Source organism: Pseudarthrobacter sp. B907 (genome assembly GCF_040137805.1).
Taxonomy (GTDB): Bacteria; Actinomycetota; Actinomycetes; order Actinomycetales; family Micrococcaceae; genus Arthrobacter.
In genome coordinates, this window is the sequence record NZ_JBEEQE010000015.1 from 24,927 (window position 1) to 43,965 (window position 19,039).

20 protein-coding genes are annotated in these 19,039 nt (G+C 69.5%); 7 read left to right on the forward strand and 13 right to left on the reverse strand.

What is annotated here, in order from left to right; genetic code table 11:
• Nucleotides 1-20 precede the first annotated feature (20 nt).
• Nucleotides 21-1,313, forward strand: a complete 1,293-nt coding sequence (locus ABLI39_RS13035; RefSeq protein WP_349413925.1) for a M1 family metallopeptidase — start codon at nt 21-23, stop codon at nt 1,311-1,313.
• Between the two features lie 15 nt (nt 1,314-1,328).
• On the opposite strand, the gene ABLI39_RS13040 is transcribed toward ABLI39_RS13035, so the two are convergent.
• Genes ABLI39_RS13040 through pheS form a run of 3 tightly spaced genes read right to left on the reverse strand, consistent with a single transcriptional unit; the run spans nt 1,329 to nt 5,669 of the window.
• Nucleotides 1,329-2,027 carry a 4'-phosphopantetheinyl transferase family protein gene (locus ABLI39_RS13040; RefSeq protein ID WP_349413848.1) on the reverse strand — a complete coding sequence of 233 codons (699 nt, stop codon included), beginning with the start codon at nt 2,025-2,027 and terminating at the stop codon, nt 1,329-1,331.
• Nucleotides 2,028-2,060: 33 nt separating this feature from the next.
• Nucleotides 2,061-4,604, reverse strand: a complete 2,544-nt coding sequence (gene pheT / locus ABLI39_RS13045; protein WP_349413849.1) for a phenylalanine--tRNA ligase subunit beta — start codon at nt 4,602-4,604, stop codon at nt 2,061-2,063.
• Between the two features lie 3 nt (nt 4,605-4,607).
• Nucleotides 4,608-5,669, reverse strand: a complete 1,062-nt coding sequence (pheS, locus tag ABLI39_RS13050) for a phenylalanine--tRNA ligase subunit alpha (protein WP_349413850.1) — start codon at nt 5,667-5,669, stop codon at nt 4,608-4,610.
• A gap of 249 nt (nt 5,670-5,918) precedes the next feature.
• Between pheS and ABLI39_RS13055 the strand changes: the two genes are divergently transcribed.
• Both ABLI39_RS13055 and ABLI39_RS13060 read left to right on the forward strand, forming a co-directional pair.
• Entirely contained in the window at nt 5,919-6,353 is a 435-nt protein-coding gene (locus ABLI39_RS13055) for a hypothetical protein (protein WP_349413851.1), read from the forward strand.
• The gene (locus ABLI39_RS13060; RefSeq protein WP_349413852.1) at nt 6,350-6,988 is read left to right on the forward strand and encodes an SIMPL domain-containing protein; all 639 of its coding nucleotides are present in this window, start codon (nt 6,350-6,352) and stop codon (nt 6,986-6,988) included. The genes ABLI39_RS13055 and ABLI39_RS13060 overlap by 4 nt, the downstream gene beginning before the upstream one ends.
• Nucleotides 6,989-7,013: 25 nt before the next feature.
• Here ABLI39_RS13060 and pcp read toward each other — a convergent pair whose 3' ends face one another.
• A complete protein-coding gene (pcp, locus tag ABLI39_RS13065; RefSeq protein WP_349413853.1) occupies nt 7,014-7,655 on the reverse strand; it encodes a pyroglutamyl-peptidase I in 642 nt (213 codons plus the stop codon).
• An 80-nt stretch (nt 7,656-7,735) separates the two neighbouring features.
• Between pcp and ABLI39_RS13070 the strand changes: the two genes are divergently transcribed.
• Nucleotides 7,736-8,893 carry an Rv2578c family radical SAM protein gene (locus ABLI39_RS13070; protein ID WP_349413854.1) on the forward strand — a complete coding sequence of 386 codons (1,158 nt, stop codon included), beginning with the start codon at nt 7,736-7,738 and terminating at the stop codon, nt 8,891-8,893.
• A 63-nt stretch (nt 8,894-8,956) separates the two neighbouring features.
• On the opposite strand, the gene ABLI39_RS13075 is transcribed toward ABLI39_RS13070, so the two are convergent.
• From ABLI39_RS13075 to ABLI39_RS13090, 4 genes are read right to left on the reverse strand one after another with little or no spacing between them, the layout of a single operon-like run.
• Nucleotides 8,957-10,330 (reverse strand): NAD(P)(+) transhydrogenase (Re/Si-specific) subunit beta, encoded by a 1,374-nt coding sequence (locus tag ABLI39_RS13075; RefSeq protein WP_349413855.1) that lies wholly within the window; start codon nt 10,328-10,330, stop codon nt 8,957-8,959.
• Entirely contained in the window at nt 10,327-10,689 is a 363-nt protein-coding gene (locus ABLI39_RS13080; RefSeq protein ID WP_349413856.1) for an NAD(P) transhydrogenase subunit alpha part 2, read from the reverse strand. Before ABLI39_RS13080 ends, ABLI39_RS13075 begins: the two co-directional genes overlap by 4 nt.
• Nucleotides 10,689-11,846, reverse strand: coding sequence for a Re/Si-specific NAD(P)(+) transhydrogenase subunit alpha (locus tag ABLI39_RS13085; protein WP_349413857.1), 1,158 nt, complete (start codon nt 11,844-11,846; stop codon nt 10,689-10,691). The genes ABLI39_RS13080 and ABLI39_RS13085 overlap by 1 nt, the downstream gene beginning before the upstream one ends.
• A 42-nt stretch (nt 11,847-11,888) precedes the next feature.
• The gene (locus ABLI39_RS13090) at nt 11,889-12,332 is read right to left on the reverse strand and encodes a (deoxy)nucleoside triphosphate pyrophosphohydrolase (RefSeq protein WP_349413858.1); all 444 of its coding nucleotides are present in this window, start codon (nt 12,330-12,332) and stop codon (nt 11,889-11,891) included.
• A gap of 178 nt (nt 12,333-12,510) precedes the next feature.
• Here ABLI39_RS13090 and ABLI39_RS13095 point away from each other — a divergent pair, with 178 nt between their 5' ends.
• Nucleotides 12,511-13,719 (forward strand): MFS transporter, encoded by a 1,209-nt coding sequence (locus ABLI39_RS13095; protein WP_349413859.1) that lies wholly within the window; start codon nt 12,511-12,513, stop codon nt 13,717-13,719.
• Nucleotides 13,720-13,767: 48 nt separating this feature from the next.
• On the opposite strand, the gene ABLI39_RS13100 is transcribed toward ABLI39_RS13095, so the two are convergent.
• Nucleotides 13,768-14,688: a cation diffusion facilitator family transporter gene (locus ABLI39_RS13100; RefSeq protein WP_349413860.1), complete on the reverse strand. Its 921-nt coding sequence runs from the start codon at nt 14,686-14,688 to the stop codon at nt 13,768-13,770.
• Between the two features lie 228 nt (nt 14,689-14,916).
• Here ABLI39_RS13100 and ABLI39_RS13105 point away from each other — a divergent pair, with 228 nt between their 5' ends.
• Entirely contained in the window at nt 14,917-15,183 is a 267-nt protein-coding gene (locus tag ABLI39_RS13105) for a GlsB/YeaQ/YmgE family stress response membrane protein (protein WP_349413861.1), read from the forward strand.
• Nucleotides 15,184-15,288: 105 nt separating this feature from the next.
• On the opposite strand, the gene ABLI39_RS13110 is transcribed toward ABLI39_RS13105, so the two are convergent.
• The 4 genes from ABLI39_RS13110 to infC form a co-directional block, all read right to left on the reverse strand.
• Entirely contained in the window at nt 15,289-16,194 is a 906-nt protein-coding gene (locus ABLI39_RS13110; protein WP_349413862.1) for a TrmH family RNA methyltransferase, read from the reverse strand.
• A 65-nt stretch (nt 16,195-16,259) separates the two neighbouring features.
• Nucleotides 16,260-16,724 (reverse strand): 50S ribosomal protein L20, encoded by a 465-nt coding sequence (gene rplT / locus ABLI39_RS13115; protein WP_349413863.1) that lies wholly within the window; start codon nt 16,722-16,724, stop codon nt 16,260-16,262.
• Between the two features lie 119 nt (nt 16,725-16,843).
• On the reverse strand, nt 16,844-17,038 hold the full coding sequence (gene rpmI / locus ABLI39_RS13120; protein WP_009358635.1) for a 50S ribosomal protein L35: 195 nt from the start codon (nt 17,036-17,038) through the stop codon (nt 16,844-16,846).
• A gap of 115 nt (nt 17,039-17,153) precedes the next feature.
• Nucleotides 17,154-18,224: a translation initiation factor IF-3 gene (gene infC / locus ABLI39_RS13125; RefSeq protein ID WP_502935229.1), complete on the reverse strand. Its 1,071-nt coding sequence runs from the start codon at nt 18,222-18,224 to the stop codon at nt 17,154-17,156.
• A 395-nt stretch (nt 18,225-18,619) separates the two neighbouring features.
• On the opposite strand from infC, the gene ABLI39_RS13130 reads away from it, so the two are divergent.
• Nucleotides 18,620-19,006 (forward strand): DUF1844 domain-containing protein, encoded by a 387-nt coding sequence (locus tag ABLI39_RS13130; RefSeq protein ID WP_146337937.1) that lies wholly within the window; start codon nt 18,620-18,622, stop codon nt 19,004-19,006.
• Nucleotides 19,007-19,039: the final 33 nt, after the last annotated feature.

Consider the following 19,039-nt stretch of genomic DNA (forward strand, 5'->3'; position numbering starts at 1 on the left):
TCGACGCCCCCGACCCGTACATGCCCGGCCACGGCACCGAGGTCTACCGGGTGACCCGCTACGAGCTGGAGCTCGACTACCGGATCAACAGCAACCACCTCGCCGGCCGGGCGACGCTGCACGCCGTTGCGCGGCGCCAGAGCTCCGCTATTGTCCTGGACCTGACCGGACTCCGGGCCACCAAGGTGCTGATGCCGGGCCGGAAGGTGCGCAAGTTCACCCAGCGGGCCGAACGCCTTGTGGTGGTGCCGGACCCGGCGCTGCTGCCCGGCGACGAATTCACCCTGGACATCCGCTACGACGGCAATCCCGCCCCGCGCCGCGGGCTCTGGGGCGAAGTCGGCTGGGAGGAGCTCAGCGACGGCGTCCTGGTCGCCGGCCAGCCCAACGGCGCGGCGTCCTGGTTCCCCTGCAACGACCACCCGCGGGACAAGGCCAGCTACCGGATCGCGGTGACCACCGACGCTAACTACCGCGCCGTCTGCAACGGGGTGCTGGTCTCCCACCAGGCCCGGTCCAGCCGCGAAACCTGGGTCTACGAGCAGTCCGAACCGATGGCGAGCTACCTCGCCACGGTCCAGATCGGCCGCTACGCATTACTCCCCCTCAACCCGGACCGGGCCGCCGGCGACGTCGCCCAGCTCGCCGCCGTGCCGGCGGAACTGTCCGCCCAGGCCCGCACCGGACTCGCCCGCCAGCCCGAGATGATGCGCACCTTCACCAGCTGCTTCGGGCCGTACCCGTTCGCCGGCTACACCGTCGTGGTGACCGAAGACGCCCTGGAAATCCCGCTGGAGGCCCAGTCGCTGTCCATTTTCGGCAGCAACCACCTGGAGCAGCACTGGGAATCGCAGCGGCTGATCGCCCACGAGCTCTCCCACCAGTGGTTCGGGAACTCGCTGACGGCGGCCTCTTGGAAGGACATCTGGCTGCACGAGGGCTTCGCCTGCTACGCCGAGTGGATCTGGTCCGAGGAGGCGGGCATCATGACCGTGACCGACCGGGCGAAGGCGGCCTGGCGGGGGCTCAATGGCGGGGCCCAGGACCTGCTGGTCGGTGACCCGGGGCCGGAGCTGATGTTCGATGACCGCGTCTACAAACGCGGCGCCCTCGCCCTACACGCGATCCGGCTCAAGTGCGGCGACCTCGCGTTCTTCGCGCTCCTGCACGACTGGACCGGAAATCACCGGCACGGCTCGGTCACTACGGAGGACTTCATCCTGGCCGCGCACCGGGTCACCGGGATCGACGCCGAGGCAGTGCTCCACCCCTGGCTTTACGAGGCGGCGCTGCCGCCGCTGCCCGCCGACTGAGCCGCGGAAGCACCGTCAGTCCCCCTTCGGAACGCAGGCCAGGGCGACGGCGGCAGCAAAGTGCGCGGGCAGCCCGGATTCAGCGGGCGGCAAGTCCCTGATGCCGGGGTGCTCCAGAGCCTCCACCGTGTCCGGCGCGGTCCGCAGCCCGGTGCCGCACACTTTGAGCCAGGCCTCCTTCCGGGCCCAGAGCCGGGCGCGGCCGGCCAGGAGCTCGGCGGCGGCCAATCCGCGCAGGCTCGCTTGTTCCGCAGCGCCAAGCACCAGTGCGTCGAAGCCGGCAAAATCCGTGCCTGCCGGGTCCTGCACGTCGACGCCCAGCCGGAGCCCCGGTGAAGGATCCGCGACCGCAGCCATCAGGATCCATCCCGCGCTCCGCGAGAGGCTCAGCAGCAACGGCACCGGTTCACCGCGCAGCGCGTAGCCGGGCCGGCCGTGCGCACTTCCGGGCCCGCACTGCGGACAGTCGTAGGCCGCCGTAAGGTCCGCCGCCGGCACCCCCAGCAGTTCCGCCGCGAAGCGCCGCAGCGCCAGCCTGCCGGCCAGGAAGGCCTCCCGCGGACGGGGTTCCAGATCCCGGGCCCGGCCGAGTTCGACGTCGTCCAACAGCGTGCGGGCCGCCGCCTCCAGCGGCTCGTCGCCGGAGCCCGCCGCCTGCCCGGGTGCGCCGGGGACGCGGAAGGGCGGGACCGACCGCACCATCAGCTGCGACAAATGTCCCGCCCTCCTGTGTTTACCGCCCGGGCGTTAGCGCTGGACCGCACCGAACCGCTCGTGCGCGGCCGCCACCGCGCTGTCCCGGGCCGCCGAGGCCTCGTCCGCGGTCAGCGTCCGGTCATCCGCGCGGAAGCGCAGGTTGAAGGCCAGCGACTTCTTGCCCTCTTCGATGCCCTTGCCGGCATAGACGTCGAACAGTGCGACGTCCTCGAGCAGCTCCCCCGCGCCCTCGCGCAGGGCGGCCAGCACCTCGTCCGCGGCAACCTCTGCCGCCACCACGAGGGCAACGTCCTGGGTGGCCACCGGGTAGGTGGAGATGTGCCGGGCGACGATCACGTCGGCGGCGGCTTCGAACAGTGCATCGGCGTTCAGTTCCAGCGCCACCGAGCGGGCCGGCATGTCGTGCGCCGCGAGCAGTTTCGGGTGGAGTTCGCCGGCGTAGCCCAGGACCTCACCGTTGCGGAGCGTCAACTGCGCGGCCCGTCCCGGGTGGAAAGCCTGGTGCTGGCCCTGGCTGATGACGATCTCGACGCCGAGGACGTCGCCGGTAAGCCGGGCGATGTCCAGCGCGTCAGCCCAGTCCCAGGCGCGGGGCGCATGCGCCGGTGCGGCAGGCGAATCGTGGCCGGTCAGCACCGCGGCGAGGTACAGCGGCTGGTCCGGGACGCCGTCGTACAGGCCGTCCAGCACCTCGTCGGAGGGTTTGGCGCCCAGCGGCGGGATCGAGGCGGTGCCCAGCGTGTCGCCGGGCAGGAAGACCAGCCCGGACTCGAACAGCGCGAGGTCGCGGAAGCCACGGGAGTGATTGCGCTTGGCGACCTCGATCAGGCCCGGCAGGATGGAGGTCCGCAGGTAGCCGTGCTCCTCGCTGATCGGGTTGGCCAGCTTGAGCGCCTTGCGCTCCGCGCCGGCCTCGGGGGTCCCGAAGGTGTCATTGGCGGCCTTGGAGACGAACGGATAGGCCAGCACCTCGGTGAGGCCAGCGTCCGCCAGGGCCTGGACCAGCCGCCGGCGCTGCTGCTGGACGCGGGTCAGTCCGCGGCCCGGGGGCGCCACCGGCAGGGTGGCGGGGATGTTGTCGTAGCCGACCAGCCGGGCGATCTCCTCGGAGAGGTCCTCCTTGGTCTCCAGGTCGGTGCGCCAGCTCGGGGCCGTGACGGCGTAGCCGGTGCCGGTCTTTTCGACGACGGCGCCGAGGTCCCGCAGACAGGTCAGGATCTGGTCCTCGGTGAAGTCGATGCCGATCCGCTCCGCGGCGAAGGCCGCGGGCAGTTCGACGGCGACGGCGTCCGGTGCGGTGCCGACGTCGGTCCCCTCGGCCACGGCGGTTCCGCCGGCGAGCTCGACCAGGAGGTCAACGACCCGCTGGGCGGCCACGGGGGCGATGTGCCAGTCGACGCCGCGTTCGAAGCGCTTGGAGGCCTCGGACGGGAGTTTGTGGCGGCGGCGGGAGCGTGCGATCGAGACCTCGTCGAAGTGCGCGGCCTCGACCAGGACGTTGGTGGTGGAGTCGGACACCTCGGTGGCGGCGCCGCCCATCACACCGGCGATGCCGATTGGGCCGGAGCCGTCGGTGATGAGGAGGTCCTCGGCGTCGAGCGTGCGTTCCTTCGCATCCAGGGTGGTGATCTTTTCGCCGGCCACCGCCCGCCGGACCACAATATCGCCGGACAGCGTGTCCAGGTCGTAGCAGTGCGTGGGCTGGCCGAGTTCCAGCATGACGTAGTTGGAGATGTCCACCGGCAGCGAGATGGACCGGATGCCGGCGAGCCGGAGCCGGGAGCTCATCCACGGCGGGGTCGGCTTCGTGGCGTCGACACCGCGGACGGTGCGGGCCACAAAGCGGTCGCAGCCGGGCTTGCCGTAGATCGGGGCGTCGTCGTTGAGCTTCACGCCGTAGCCGCCGCTGAGGTCCGAGGGAGCCTGGACCTTGGAAGCCGGGTCGGTAAAGGGCGTGCCGGTGGCGTGGGCGTACTCCCGGGCCACGCCGCGGATCGAGAACGCGTAGCCGCGGTCCGGGGTGACGTTGATTTCGGCGGCCTGGTCGTAGAGGCCCAGCAGTTCCATGGCGTCGGTGCCGATTTCCGGGTCCAGCCCGATCCGGGAGAGCACCAGGATGCCGTCGTGGTCCTCGCCGATGCCGAGCTCGCGCACGGAGGCGATCATGCCGGCGGAGAGGTGCCCGTAGGTCTTGCGGGCGGAAATGCGGAAGTCGCCGGGCAGCACGGCGCCGGGAAGGGTGACCACCACCTTGTCGCCTTCCACGAAGTTGTGGGCGCCACAGATGATGCCCTGGACGCCGGACGGGTCGATGCCCTCCCCCGTCAGGGTCTGCTGCTGTCCTTCCGGGACCACCCGGACCTGGCACCAGTTGATGGTCTTGCCGTTGGTCTGCGGTTCCTTGACGATGCTCAGGACCTGGCCCACCACCACGGGGCCCTGCAGGGCGTCGGTGGGGCGGTGGACCGCTTCTTCTTCAAAGCCGACCTTGACGAGGTCCGCCATCACGTCTTCGGCGCTCGCTCCGGCCGGTACGGCTGCAAATTCACGCAGCCAGGAAAGTGGTATACGCACTGTTTAGATCTCCATCCCGAAGTGCTCGCTGAAACGTACATCGCCTTCGATCATGTCGCGCATGTCGCCGACCTCATTGCGGAACATGAGGGTGCGCTCGATGCCCATGCCGAAGGCAAAACCTGAATAAACGTCCGGATCGATGCCGGCTGCGCGGAGCACGTTGGGGTTGACCATGCCGCAGCCGCCCCACTCGATCCAGCGCGGGCCGCCCTTGGCGCCCGGGTGCCAGATGTCCAGCTCCGCGGACGGCTCGGTGAACGGGAAGTAGTTGGGGCGCAGCCGGATCTGGGCCTCGTCGCCGAACATCTGGCGCGCGAAGTGCTCCAGGGTGCCGCGCAGGTCCGCCATGCTCAGCTTCTTGTCGATGGCCAGGCCCTCGAACTGGTGGAACACCGGGGTGTGCGTGGCGTCGAGTTCGTCGGTGCGGAAGACCTTGCCCGGGCACAGCACGTAGATCGGGACTTCGCGTTCGAGCATGGAGCGGACCTGCACCGGGGAGGTGTGGGTGCGCATCAGCAGGTGCGCCTCGGGCGGCTCCACGAAGAAGGTGTCCTGCATTTCGCGGGCGGGGTGGTCCGGCTTGAAGTTCAGCGCATCGAAGTTGAACCACTCGGACTCGACCTCGGGGCCCTCGGCGATTTCCCAGCCCATCCCCACGAAGATGTCCGCGACCCGGTCCTGCAGGGTGGAGAGGGGGTGGCGGGCGCCGGCACGACGGCGGCGCGGGGCGGCGGTGACGTCCACCGTCTCCTCGACCAGGATGCGGGCGTCGTTCTCAGCCTCGAGCTCGGCGGTGCGGTCCGCGAGCGCCTTGTTGACGCGTCCGCGGGAGGCGCCCATCAGCTTGCCGGCTGCGGCCTTCTGGTCCTTGGGCAGCCCGCCGATCTCCCGGTTGGCGAGGCTCAGCGCGGATTTCTCCCCGGTGTGGGCGAGCCGCACGGTCTTGAGTTCATCGAGCGTCGAGGCCGCGGCAATGGCGGCGACGGCCTGGTCTACGGCGGCGGTGATGGCGGCTTCATCCAGAGGGTTCGGGACGGCGGCGCCCGGCAAAGTTTCAGTCATCTACTGTTCTTAGCTACGAGTCGGTTCATGCCAACGCACGCAGGCCTTCAACAGGAGCAGGTGCCAGTGCGTTGGCAAAGGGCAGGGCTCGCCAAAATCGCTCCGGCGGGCGCTCCCCCTCAGTCTAGTTGAAGCCACTCAGGTGCCCGAACGTGACGGCGGCGCCGGCGGTCCCGGCGGTCCCGCCTCCCCCCGGCGTCGTATCCCGCTGGCGTATCCCGTCGGCGGGTGCCCCGCTAGCATGGCCTCATGACTCCCGGACAGCGGCTGCGGCAGTTCGCCAACGCGGTGAATGCGACGACCCCGCTGGGGCTGTTGCTGGCGGCCTGCGCCCGGACCAGGCTCCGCCGCGGCCCGCGCGGTCTGCTCCTGGCCACCGGCTACCGCTGGCGCCTGCCGTTCGCGGCGGCGTTCACCGTGGGCAACGTGGTGCTCTTCCGTGCCGGGCCGGAGGAGGCCATGGCCAACCCGGTACTGCTGGGGCACGAAGAGCGGCACGCCACCCAGTACGCCTGGTGCCTCGGGGTGCCGTTCCTGCCGCTGTACTTCCTGGCGGCGGCCTGGTCCCTGCTCCGGACCGGCAACCCCGGGTCCGCCAATTTTTTTGAGCGCCACGCCGGGCTCCAGGCCGGCGGCTACCCGCCGGCCACTTCCGACCCCCGAACGGAACGAGGCATCACATGACGGACACTCCCAGATCCATTTCGGTCACCGGGTCCGGCACCGCGGAGGCGGCGCCGGACCTGCTGACGCTCTCGCTCGGCGTCGAATGCCGGCGACCGGGCGTGGACGCGGCGTACCGGGACGCCGCCCGGGCCTCGTCCGCGATCACGGCCGTGCTCCGGGATCACGGCGTCGGGAATCCGGACATCACCACCACCGGGCTGAACGTCCGGGCCGAGGTCAGCTGGCAGGAGGGACGGGGCCAAATCGTCTCCGGCTACCTGGCCTCCAGCATGCTCACCGTCCGGCTTCGCGACCTGGCGGCGTCCTCCGGGCTCATTGCGGCGGCGGTCGGGGCCGCCGGGGACGACGCGCGCCTCAACGGACTCGAACTCGGCTTCGCCGATCCCGCCGCGGTCGAAGCCCGCGCCCGGGAGGCCGCGTGGCACAACGCCCGGGCGGCAGCGGAACATTTCGCCGCACTGGCCGGCGCCCGGCTGGGCAGGGCGATCTCGGTGACCCAGCAGCCGGGCACCGCACCGCCACTCCCGCTGGCCGCGATGCAGCGAGCCGTGGCGTCCGAGCCGCTGACCGTCGAGGCGGGCGCGGCCGGCGTCACCGCGGCCGTCGGCGTTGTCTGGGAACTGCTGGACTGACCAGTTACGGCGCTGGTGGGTGGCGCTAGTGCGTGGCGCCGGCGGCGAGCTTGAGGTCCGCCGTCGTCGCCAGCGCGGTCCGGACGACGACGGCGAGCGCCTGCGTCATGTGCTCCAGCGGCAGCGAGGCCAGGCCGCTCCCCGCTGGGACCTGGTCGGGTCCAAACGGGACGTGCACAAAGCCGCCCCGGGCGCCTGGGGTGAGCCGCAGGGCGTGCATCAGGCCGTAGAAGACGTGGTTGCAGACGTAGGTGCCGGCTGTCTGGGACACCTCGGCGGGAATGCCGGCGGTGCCCAGCGCCTCCAGTGCCGCCTTCACCGGCAGGGTACTGAAGTAGGCCGCCGGGCCGCCGGGTACTACCGGCTCGTCGACGGGGGCGTTGCCCGCGTTGTCCGGGATCCGCGCGTCGTCGCAGTTGATCGCGACCCGCTCCAGCGAGATGCGGGCCCTGCCCCCGGCCTGGCCCGCGCAGACCACCAGCGCAGGCCGGTGCTCCGCGAGGGCGGCCTGCAGGACGGCGACGGCGTCCCCGAAGACGCAGGGCAGCTCTACCGCCGCGACCTCGTGTCCCTCGGCCCGTAGCAGGGCCGCCGCCTCGCGCGCCGCGGTCCAGGACGGGTTGGTGGTTTCGCCGCCAAACGGTTCGAACCCGGTCAGGAGAATCATGGGCCCAGCCTAGCAACGCCGCGTTGGTCATCAAGCCCAACGTCCTTGACTTAAGATCGAACATATATTCGAATGTAGTAATGAGATGGGACGCGCAGGCACTCAGACCAGCCGGTGAAACTGACGCCACAGGCGGTGGGCAGCTGTCCGGGGATTCCGCCTCCGGCGCGGGCCCGACCGCTCCCGCGCTGCTGCCGCTGGCCGGATTGGTTCGCTCCGTCTCCACCCCTGAGTTTGCCGGGGTCACTTTCCATGAGGTCACTGCCAAATCGGTGCTCAACAAGGTGGCCGCCGGTTCCCGGATGCCGTTCGAATGGACCGTAAACCCGTACCGGGGCTGCAGTCACGCCTGTGTTTACTGCTTCGCCCGCAAGACCCATACCTACCTCGACTTCGACGCCGGCCTGGACTTCGACAGCCAGGTGGTGGTCAAGATCAACGCGGCCGAGGTCCTGCGCAAGGAACTCGCCAAGCCGTCCTGGCAGCGGCACCATGTCGCCCTTGGCACCAACACGGACCCGTACCAGCGCGCCGAGGGCCGGTACCAGCTGATGCCCGGCATTATCGGCGCCCTCGCAGACTCCGGCACTCCCCTGTCCATCCTCACCAAGGGCACGCTGCTGGCCCGCGACATCCCGCTGCTCAAGCACGCGGCCGCCCAGGTTCCCGTGGGCGTGGGGATCTCGCTGGCGATGACCGACGAGCGGCTCTCCGAGGCGGTCGAACCGGGGACTCCCGGACCGCGGGCCCGGCTCAAACTGGTCTCCCGGCTGCGTGAGGCGGGACTTCCCTGCGGTGTGATGGCGATGCCCATCCTGCCCTGGCTCTCCGACTCCGACGAAGCGCTGGATTCCCTCTTCGGCTCGCTTGCCGCCGCCGGCGCTACCGGCGTCACCGCCGGGGCGCTCTACCTCAAGCCCGGTACCCGGGAATGGTTCATGCAGTGGATCGCCAAGGAGCACCCGCAGCTCGCCGGCAAGTACCGCCGGCTGTACGGCAGCGGGTCCTACGCCTCGAAGGAGTACCGGGCCTGGCTGGCCGGCCGGATCCGCTACTTCAAGTCCCGGCATGGCTTCCTGGGCTCCTCGGGGTTCAGCCACCGCGACCTCGACGACGATCCCAGGGAAGAGGAGGCCCAGTACCCGGCCGGCAGCATTCCCGACCCGGCGGCACAACGGGCGTTCGCGGGCAACGCATCGGTGGCCCATGCCGGTGCCGCGCAGCCCACGCTGTTCTGAGGACCCACGCTCCCTGCAGACCCTGGGCTGCCCTGCTCGACCCTGCCGGACCGGCCCGTTGCCCTAGAGGATCTTGACCGCGCCGAGGACCTTAGAGAGCGAATCCTTGGCGTCACCGAACAGCAGGGTGGTCTTCGGATCGTGCAGCAACTCGTTCTCGATGCCGGCAAAGCCCGGGCGCATCGAGCGTTTGAGGAACACCACCTGCTGGGCCTCGACCACCTCCAGGATCGGCATCCCGAAGATAGGTGACCCCGGCGATGACTTCGCGGCCGGGTTCACGACGTCGTTGGCGCCCACCACCAGGACGATGTCGGTGCTCGCGAACTCCGGATTGACTTCTTCGAGTTCCCGCAGCGACTCGTAGGGCACGTTCGCCTCGGCCAGCAGCACGTTCATGTGCCCGGGCATCCGGCCGGCGACGGGGTGGATGGCGAAGACGACGTCGACTCCCCGGGCGGTCAGGGCGGTGGCGAGTTCGGCCACGGTGTGCTGGCCCTGCGCAACGGCGAGGCCGTAGCCGGGCACAATCACGACGCGCTGGGCGTACCCGAGCTGGACGGCGACGTCCTCGGCCGAGGAGGAGCGCACCGGCCGGTCGCTGAGCGTGGTCGAGCCTGCGGTGGACCCGCCCCGGAAGGCGCCGAACATAATCCCGGCCACGCCGCGGCCCATGGCGGAGGCCATCACCTTGGTCAGGATGGTGCCGCTGGCGCCGACGAGTGTGCCGGCGACGAGCAGCAGCACGTTCCCCAGCACGATTCCGGAGGCCGCGACGGCGAGGCCGGTGAAGGCGTTCAGCAGCGAGATCACGATGGGAACATCGGCGCCGCCGACCGGAAGCACGAGCAGCAGGCCCGCGGCCAGGCCGAGGACCAGCAGCGCGCCGGCCCAGCCGGGCGAGCCCGTCCCCACGACGAAGCCACCGGCGGCGAGCGCCCCCACTAGTACGACCGCCATCACCACGGGCATGCCGGGGAACAGCAGCGGGCGGGTGCTGATCAGCTCCTGCAGCTTCCCGACCGTGACGGCCGAGCCGGCGAAGGACACCGCGCCCACCAGCATGGTGAAGACGACCGCCAGCCGGACCCAGGAGTCAGCGCTGTGACCGAGCTCCAGCACCGCGACCAGCGCGGCCGCGCCGCCGCCGACGCCGTTGAACAAGGCCACCAATTGGGGCATCTGCGTCATCTGCACGCGCCGGGCGACAGGAACTGCCAGGGCGGTGCCGAAGGCAATGGCGGCCAGGATCAGCGGGATGTTCTCCAACCGCGCAGAGAGGAACACGGTCACAACGGCCACCGCGGCCCCGGCGGCGCCGATGGCGTTTCCGCGCCGGGCCGTCCGGGGAGAGCTGAGGCCCTTCAGCGCCAGGATGAAGCACACCGCTGCCACGAGGTAGAGCAGCGCGGTCCAGGCGGGAGAGAGGAAGCTCATGGGCGCCCCTCCCCCGCCCGGCCGGATGCTTCCGATGTGCCAGCCGACGTCCCGGCGCCGTCCGCCGGGTGCACGCCGGCTGCTTTCCGCGGTCCGAACATTTCCAGCATCCGGTCCGTGACCACAAAGCCTCCCACAAGGTTGACGGTGGCGAGGGCCACCGCCAGCAGGGCCACGGCCAGCAGCCAGGGATCGTCGGCCTGGCCCGCCACGATGATGGCCCCGACCAGGATGATGCCGTGGATCGCATTGGCGCCGGACATCAGCGGCGTGTGCAGTTTGCTGGTGACCTTCGAGACGACTTCAAAGCCAACGAAGACGGCGAGGACCACCACCGTGAGTAACGTGACTGCGTCCATTACGTGTGCGCCTCCATAGCTGCCGCCGTGCCGGCGTGGCGGACGGCGCCGTCGTGGGTCAGACAGGCTCCGGCGACGACGTCGTCGTCGAAGTCCGGTGCCACCGTACCGTCCGAGGTCATCAGGGCGAGCAGGTTGGCGACGTTCTTGGCGTAGAGGCGGGACGCGTCGGAGGCGAGAGCGGACGCCGCGTCCTGCATCCCCACCAAGGTCACGGCGCCGCCGGCGACCGGCACCAAAACGTCCCGGCCGGCGATGACGCCCTCGACGTTGCCGCCGGACTCGGCGGCGAGATCCACCACGACGGACCCGGCCCGCATGCCGGCCACCATGTCGGCGGTGACGAGGAGCGGGGCGTCCCGGCCCGGGATCGCGGCCGTGGTGATGAGCACGTCCGCGGCGGCGACGTGCGGCGCCAGCAGCGCGCGCTGCCGGGCGGCCCGGTCCTCGCCGAGTTCCCGGGCGTAGCCGCCGCTGCCCTCGGCGGACGCGCCCGCTGCCCGGGTGTCGAGGTCGAGATTGATGAAGGTGCCGCCCATCGAGGCGACCTCGTCGGCGGAGGCCGCCCGGATGTCGTTCGCGGAAACCCGGGCACCGAGCCGCTTGGCGGTGCCGATCGCCTGCAGGCCCGCGACGCCGACGCCGAGGACCAGCACCCTGGCCGGCGGGATGGTGCCAGCGGCGGTCATGTAGAGCGGGAAGAACCTCGGGTACCGCACGGCGGCTTCCAGGACGGCGCGGTAGCCGGCGACCAGGGACTGGGAACTGAGGGCATCCATGGACTGGGCGCGAGAGATCCGGGGAACGAGTTCCAGGGCAAAAGACGTCACCCCGGCGGCGGCCAGGGCCCCGACGGCCGGCAGTTCCGAGGCCGGGGAGGCGAAACCGATGGTGACGGCGCCCGGCCGCAGCGCGGCGGCGGTCTCTGGCGTGAGCGGACGGACGTGCAACAGGACGTCGAGGGCCTTCAGCGGGAGCTCCGGGGTGAGGGCCGCGCCCGCCGCCTCGTAGTCGGCGTCGTCGTAGCCGGACTCGGCCCCGGCCCCGCACTCCACCAGCAGTGCCAGGCCCAGGCCCGTTAGTTGCCGCACCGTCTCCGGTGTCGCCGCAACCCGGCGTTCGCCCGCTCGCTCTTCCCGTCTGACCCCGACCTGCACACCCAGCTCCTCTCGGTTGGCCCAAGAGTAGGCACACAGGGCTCAGTTTGGCGAGGGTTCGGCTCCAACGGCTGCCAGGAGTGCTTCGACGATCGGCAGGTCGGCCGGGATCCAAGGCAGGCCCAGGACCTCCGACGGGTCCTCCAGCGGCACCCAGCGCAGCTCGTCGTGGTCCTCCAGCGGCTGCGGGGTGCCAGCGGCCAGCTCCGCGAACCAGACCCGCATGGCCGCCCGTTCGTTCAGCGGCCAACCGGTCGGGGCCTCGGCGGGCAGTTCCGCCCCCAGCCGGACCTCCACGCCGAGCTCCTCGTACAGTTCACGGTGCAGGGCACCCTCCGGGGCTTCGCCCGGATCCACCTTGCCGCCGGGGAACTCCCACATGCCGGCGAACTGGGGCGGCGCCGTCCGCCGTGCCACCAGGAGGGTGCGGGGGGCGGCCAGGGAATCCACTACTGCGCCGCCGACGACGCTGATGAGTTCAGTCACGTCCACCAGTCTAGAGGCCGCCCGGCGCCCGCTGCCGGGGGACAATGGTGGGGCGCGCCACGCCGGGCGCCGGAATACCGGGCCCCGCGTCCTGCGTTGCCCCCACTGATAGCACAAGCCGATCCACCACGCCGCATTCTCCTGGCCCCGGCCGGGATCGTTCCCGAAAAGCAGACGGATGACCATCACCAAAGACGCCCCCGCGACGCCCAAGACCGGCACCCGCCACCTCGCCCTCGCCATCATCTCCCTCGCCATGGGCGGATTCGGCATCGGCACCACGGAGTTCACCATGATGGGCCTGCTCAAGGAGGTCGAGCAGGGCCTGGGCATCGGCACTCCGGAGGCGGGGCACCTGATCTCGGCCTACGCCCTGGGCGTGGTGGTCGGCGCCCCGGTGCTGGCCGCGGTCGGAGCCAAACTCCCGCGCAAGTACCTCGCGCTGGGGCTCATGCTGTTCTTCAGCCTCGCCAACCTCAGCTCCTTCATCGCCCCGGACTACGGCACCATGCTGGTGTCCCGCTTCGCCGCCGGGCTGCCGCACGGCGCCTTCTTCGGGGTTGCCGCTGTCATCGCCTCGTCGCTGGTGGCCCCGACCCGGCGCGGCTGGGCGATCTCCATGGTGATGGCCGGGCTGACCGTTTCCAACGTGATCGGTGTGCCGTTCGGGACGTGGCTGGGCCAGAACTTCGGCTGGCGCCTGCTCTTCCTGCTGGTCGGCCTGATCGGGATTGCCACCATGGCCATGCTCTGGAAGTTCGTGCCGTTTCAGCAGCCCCACGCGGACGCCAGCATCCGGCGCGAACTCGGCGCGCTGAAGCGGCTGCAGGTCTGGCTGGCCATCCTGATCGGCATCGTCGGTTTCGGCGGCTTCTTCGCCACGTACACCTACATCGCCCACACGATGACCTCAGTGGCCGGCATCCCGGCGGAATGGCTGCCGCTCGTCGTCGCGCTCTACGGTGTGGGCATGGTGGCGGGCAACATCGTCGGCGGCCGCATCGCGGACCGGTCCGTGATGGGCACCATCTACTGGGTCCTGCCGGGCGTGGCCGTGGCGCTCGTGGTCTACGCGGTGGCGGTGCACTGGCCGTGGTCCGCTTACGTGATGGTCTTTGTGGTGGGCGCGGCCGGTTCCATGCTCGTTCCGGCGCTGCAGACCCGCCTCCTCGACGCCTCGCCCGACGCGCCGTCGCTGGCATCCTCGTTGAACCACGCCGCCCTCAACGTGGCCAATGCCCTGGGCGCCTTCCTCGGCGGCCTCGTCATCGCGTGGGGCTGGGGCTACGTGGCCCCCGCCCTGGTGGGAGCGGTACTGGCCGTCCTCGGCCTCGGCGTCGCCGTGCTCAGCGGCGCGGTGGAACGCAGGAGGCCGCTGGTCCGGTAACCCGCAGCCTGCGGTTCCGGCCCAGCGGCCTCGGTGCGACGCCCGGTCCTAGCCGGCGGTGACGCGTTCCAGGTCCGGTTCCAGGTAGATCACGCGCGCCGTCGGCACGGCGTCCCGGATCCGGATCTCGGCGGCGTCGATTGCGGCCGCGACTTGCCGGCCCGTATCGGAGTGGCCGATGCCGATCTTGGCCGCGACCAGCAGTTCCTCGGGGCCCAGGTGCATGGTCTTGAGGTGGATGATGCGGGTGCCGTCGGATTCGATGGCAGCGCGGATCTTCGCGACGTCGTCCTTCGTGGCGGACTCGCCGAGGAGCAGGGACTTGGTTTCCACGGCCAGCACGGCGGCGATCGCCACCAGCAGCAGGCCGATCATGGCAGTGCCCAGGGCATCCCAGATGCCGTTGCCGGTGACCAGCGTCAGGCTCACGCCGAACAGCGCGAAGGCCAGGCCCAGCAGGGCGCCGAAGTCCTCCAGCAGGATCACCGGCAGCTCGGGCTGCTTGGCATTGCGGATGAAGTGCACCCAGCTCTGCTTGCCGCGGATGTGGTTGGATTCCATGATTGCCGTCCGGAACGAGAACGATTCGGCGATGATGGCGCCGACGAGGACCGCGAGCGGCACCCACCAGAAGTCGCCCTCGATGCCGTGGGGGTGCTGCAGCTTGCCCCACGCTTCGTACAGGGCAAAGAGTCCGCCGACGCTGAACAGCACAATCGAGACGATGAACGCGTAGATGTAACGCTCACGGCCGTAACCGAAGGGGTGTTCCGGGCTGGCCTCCTTCTTGGCGCGCTTGCCGCCCACGAGCAGCAGGAGCTGGTTGCCGGAGTCGGCGAGGGAGTGGATCGCTTCGGCCAGCATCGAGGAGGACAACGTCAGGATGTACGCGACGAACTTCAGGACGGCAATCGTCAGGTTGGCGGCCAGCGCCGCGACAATCGCTTTGGTACCGCCATTTGCAGCCACGAGAGCTTCTCCTTTGGAGGTTTTTCGGGGGAATCGCGGACACCGGCGGCGGCCCGTATCCGCAAGCAATACCGTACCCGTTCCGGAACCGCGCCCGCACCGCGGAGGGGCCTCAGCAGGCAGGTAACGATTGGGGGTGATGTTGCTGACAGGGGGTCACGCCTGTGTTAGCTTGAAGCCATAATCGGGATTCCTAAGGTGAATGCCGACGAATATGTAGGAGGAGAAATGGGCTTTCTAGGCTGGATCATTCTCGGACTCATTGTAGGTGCAATCGTTAAGGCAATCATGCCTGGCAGGGTCGGCGGCGGCTGGGTCACCAGCCTCGTGCTCGGCGTCGTCGGCGCCATTGTCGGCGGCTGGATCGGCGACCTGCTGTTCGGCGGCGGCAAGATGGAATTCTGGAATCTGGGTTCCTGGCTCCTGGCCATTGTCGGCGGCCTCGTTGTTGCCGGCATCTACGGCGCCGTCACCGGGCGCAACCGGAGCACGTAATCTCTCAAGCCACCGCCCCGGCAGCAGTGCCGCAGCGGTGAAAGCACGACGGCGGGGGCTCACCGAAAGGTGGGCCCCCGCCGTCGTTGTTGTGGCAGCTGTCCGCTAAGCCGAGGCGGCGGGCTGTTGGGAGCGGGCGCTGGCGTACAGGCAGACCGTTGCCGCGGTGCCGAGGTTGAGGCTTTCGGCCGCCCCGTAGACCGGAACGGCGACCCGGTGGTCGGCTAGGGCGATTTCCTCGGCGGACAGTCCCTGCGCCTCGTTGCCGAAGAGCCAGGCGGTGGGTTGCTCCAGGGCGAAGATGGACCCGGCGGCAGGGGCGCCCAGGCGGCGGGCCGCGTTCTCGTCCTGCAGGCGGTCCAGGTTCAGCTGGCCCTGGCCGTCCGCGGCAAGGATGCCGATGCCGCGTTCCTTGCAGCGGGCCGCCAGCTCCTCGACGTCGGCGCCGAGCACGACGGGCAGGTGGAAGAGGGAACCCGCGGTCGAGCGGACGGCCTTGGGGTTGTAGATGTCAACGCTGGAGGCGGTCAGGATAACGGCATCAGCGCCGGCGGCGTCGGCGGCCCGGAGCACGGTTCCGGCGTTGCCCGGGTCCCGCACCTGGCACAGCACCGCGAGGAGCTGCGGGCGCGCGTCCAGCACCGCGTCGAGGCTGACATCCAGGAAGCCGCAGACCGCAAGAATGCCCTGCGGCGTGACCGTGTCCGCCATCGCGGCCAGCACCTCATCGGTGGCGAGGTACGCGGCGGTGCCCTCCGCCAGGGCTTCCAGGTCCGGGTGCCGGTCCAGGCAGGCCTCGCTTGCGTAGACCTCGTAGACGATCCCGGGCTCCCCCGCGGCAATCCGCCGCTGGTGCAGGACCAGGGCCTCGCGGACAGCCTGCGGGCCCTCGGCCAGGAATTCGCGGCGCTTTAAACGGGCCGGGCGCCCGGCAAGCTGTGCCACCTTCCTCACTCGATCGGCTCGAGGATTGGAAAGTGCAAAGTCTTGCGGGCGCCCGGTTTCGTTCATATAAGAACCTTAGTTGCTTTCGCAGCGGGTTCTCGAACGGCGCTGTCTTGCGACGGCGGCGGGGACTAGTTGGCCTCGGCGTCAGCCTTCTTGGCAGCAGGCTTCTTCGCGGGAGCCTTCTTGGCGGCCTTCGGGGCAGCAGCTTCAGCCTGGACGGCCGGAGCGGAGGTGTCCGCGGGCAGCGAGTCCTTGGCGACCTTGACCAGCGCGGCGAAGGCGTTGGCGTCGGAGACGGCCAGCTCGGCCAGCATACGGCGGTCAACCTCGACCTCAGCGGCCTTGAGGCCCTGGATCAGACGGTTGTAGGTCAGGCCGTTGGCGCGGGATGCAGCGTTGATGCGCTGGATCCACAGGCGGCGGAAGTCGCCCTTCTTCTTCTTGCGGTCGCCGTAGCTGTACACAAACGAGTGCAGCAGCTGCTCTTTGGCCTTGCGGTACAGGCGTGAACGCTGTCCGCGGTAGCCCTTTGCGCGTTCGAGGATAACCCGGCGCTTCTTGTGGGCGTTGACCGCCCTCTTCACACGTGCCACGTGCGTACTCCTTCAGAATTCTGATCCCAAGCGTCTACTGCCGGGAAACCCGGCTGGCCTGAGAAGCCTTTTTGGTAGTGGACCGCTGCCAGGTGGCAATCGATCCGAGAACTTGGAACTTAGATGCCGAGCATCTTCCGGATGACCTTGGCGTCGCCCTTGAAGACGATCTTGTCGCCGGCGAGGCGGCGGGTCAGCCTGGAGGACTTGTGCTCGAGGTAGTGGCGGCGGTTGGCCTGCTGGCGGCGCAGCTTGCCGCTGCCGGTCAGCTTGAAGCGCTTCTTAGCACCGCTGTGGGTCTTCATCTTCGGCATGGGAACCGATCTCCTTACGTATCCGCAGACCAGGTCTGCAGTCTTTCGTGCAGCCACCCCTGCGGGCGGCGTGCTGGTTGCTTGCTGCCGGACATTGCTGTCCGGCAGCCGTGAACTAGTTAGTCTTCTTGCTGCCCGGCTTCGGGGCGGCCTTGGGGGCCGCCGGCCGAGCCGCAGGCTTCGGCGCCGCAGGCCGGGCTACCGGCTTGGGAGCCGCGACCGGCTTCGGTGCAGGCTTCTCGGCAGCCGGCGTCGCTGCGGCGGGGGCCGCAGCAACAGGCGCCTTCGGTGCAGCCTTGGGAGCCGCGGCCTTCGGGGCAGCCGGGGCCTTGCTCGCTGCCGGCTTCGCGTCAGCCTTGGGTGCCGCCTGCTTCGGAGCCGCTGCCTTGGCGGCCTTGGGGGCCTCCTGCTTCGGCTCTTCCGCTGCCGGGGCCGCCTCGGCCGGAGCCTTCGCGGCCGCGGTCTCGGCTGCCTTGGATTCCTCTGCCTTGGGCTTCTCGACGGCGGGGGCTTCCGTTGCCGGAGCCGCCGTTTCGGGCGCCTCGGTTTCGGTGGCCTCGGTCCGTACCTGGTAGCCCTCGGGAAGGAGATCGGCGAGCGACTGAGTCATCGGCGCATCCGGGCCCGAGGTGTCGACGCGGCCCGAGGCCTTGGCTTCGTTCTCGGCCTTGGCTTCTGCGCGCTGCGTTGCACGGCGGGCCTCTGCCTTTGCTTCGGCCTTGTTCTTCAGCGGGCCCACCACCATGACCATGTTGCGGCCATCGATACGCGGGCTGGACTCCACGACGCCCACTTCGGCAACGTCGTCGGCGAAGCGCTGGAGCAGGCGGATGCCCATCTCAGGACGCTGCTGCTCACGGCCGCGGAACTGGATCATGGCCTTGACCTTGTCACCGGCGCCGAGGAACCGGAGCGCGTGGCCGCGCTTGGTCTCGTAGTCGTGAGTGTCGATCTTGAGCCGGAAACGGATTTCCTTCAGGACCGTGTTGGTCTGGTTCTTCCGGGCCTCACGTGCCTTGACAGCGGCTTCGTACTTGTACTTGCCGAAGTCCATCAGCTTGCACACCGGAGGCTTTGCCTGCGGTGCAACTTCAACGAGATCAAGATCGGACTCGGCAGCCAAACGCAGGGCATCCTCAATACGGACGACTCCTACCTGTTCACCTGCAGGGCCGACCAGCCGCACCTCGGGGACGCGGATACGCTCATTGATTCTTGGCTCGCTAATGTTAAAGCTCCTGTGTTCGTGGGGGTACTTCGCCGGCAAATGAAGAAGGCCTCCAATTGCCGGAGCAATCGAAGGCCTCGAAGATCGGAATTGCCCTCCCCCGTGAGGAGGCGGCACGCGTCCCCCGCCAGGCGTGAAGCCCGGGAAGAATGCCCGACCAGGTACCCGGCAACCTTGATTCCGTGAGGAATATGTGCGGTTGACGCGGGTGGGAGAGAACTCCGCTTGCAAACTGAACTGCCATTCTACAGAAAGGCACCCGTTCAACGCACATGTGCGCCGGGCGGGTTGCAGGTGTTGCTCCAAGCTGCAGAAATAACGACATTCAGTCGGTCTGTGACAAGCTTACCAGCATGAGCACTTCAGACAGTAATTCACACGTTTACCAGCCGGCCGACGCCCAGCCCGACGTCTCCCAGCAGATCCGCGACATCTCCGAGGTCCCCGCGATCGAGGTCATCACCACCGCCGCCGTCCACCTGATGAGCGCCGCCGCGGTGAAGCTCGGCCTGGCTGCCGAGGACAACGCCGAAGAGCTCAAGGACCTCGACGAAGCGCGCAAGCTGATCACCGCGCTGGCCGGACTCGTCACCTCCGCGGCGCCGGAAATCGGTTCCCAGCACGCCGGCCCGTTGCGCGACGGCCTGCGTTCCCTGCAGCTCGCGTTCCGCGAAGAATCCGTCATTCCGGACGCCCCGGGCAAGGGCCCGGGCGAGAAGTACACCGGCCCGGTCAACTAGGCACCAGCACTAACAGCCAAAGACGACGGCGGC

Excerpts from the sequence above, each read along its gene's own strand:
- ABLI39_RS13110 (WP_349413862.1), bottom strand. The coding sequence starts at position 16,194 with ATGAACGAAACCGGGCGCCCGCAAGACTTTGCACTTTCCAATCCTCGA.
- ABLI39_RS13060 (WP_349413852.1), top strand. The coding sequence starts at position 6,350 with ATGACGGACACTCCCAGATCCATTTCGGTCACCGGGTCCGGCACCGCG.
- ABLI39_RS13075 (WP_349413855.1), bottom strand. The coding sequence starts at position 10,330 with ATGAGCTTCCTCTCTCCCGCCTGGACCGCGCTGCTCTACCTCGTGGCA.
- ABLI39_RS13095 (WP_349413859.1), top strand. The coding sequence starts at position 12,511 with ATGACCATCACCAAAGACGCCCCCGCGACGCCCAAGACCGGCACCCGC.
- ABLI39_RS13035 (WP_349413925.1), top strand. The coding sequence starts at position 21 with ATGCCCGGCCACGGCACCGAGGTCTACCGGGTGACCCGCTACGAGCTG.
- pcp (WP_349413853.1), bottom strand. The coding sequence starts at position 7,655 with ATGATTCTCCTGACCGGGTTCGAACCGTTTGGCGGCGAAACCACCAAC.
- ABLI39_RS13105 (WP_349413861.1), top strand. The coding sequence starts at position 14,917 with ATGGGCTTTCTAGGCTGGATCATTCTCGGACTCATTGTAGGTGCAATC.
- pheS (WP_349413850.1), bottom strand. The coding sequence starts at position 5,669 with ATGACTGAAACTTTGCCGGGCGCCGCCGTCCCGAACCCTCTGGATGAA.
- ABLI39_RS13130 (WP_146337937.1), top strand. The coding sequence starts at position 18,620 with ATGAGCACTTCAGACAGTAATTCACACGTTTACCAGCCGGCCGACGCC.
- ABLI39_RS13055 (WP_349413851.1), top strand. The coding sequence starts at position 5,919 with ATGACTCCCGGACAGCGGCTGCGGCAGTTCGCCAACGCGGTGAATGCG.
- rpmI (WP_009358635.1), bottom strand. The coding sequence starts at position 17,038 with ATGCCGAAGATGAAGACCCACAGCGGTGCTAAGAAGCGCTTCAAGCTG.
- ABLI39_RS13080 (WP_349413856.1), bottom strand. The coding sequence starts at position 10,689 with ATGGACGCAGTCACGTTACTCACGGTGGTGGTCCTCGCCGTCTTCGTT.
- ABLI39_RS13070 (WP_349413854.1), top strand. The coding sequence starts at position 7,736 with ATGAGATGGGACGCGCAGGCACTCAGACCAGCCGGTGAAACTGACGCC.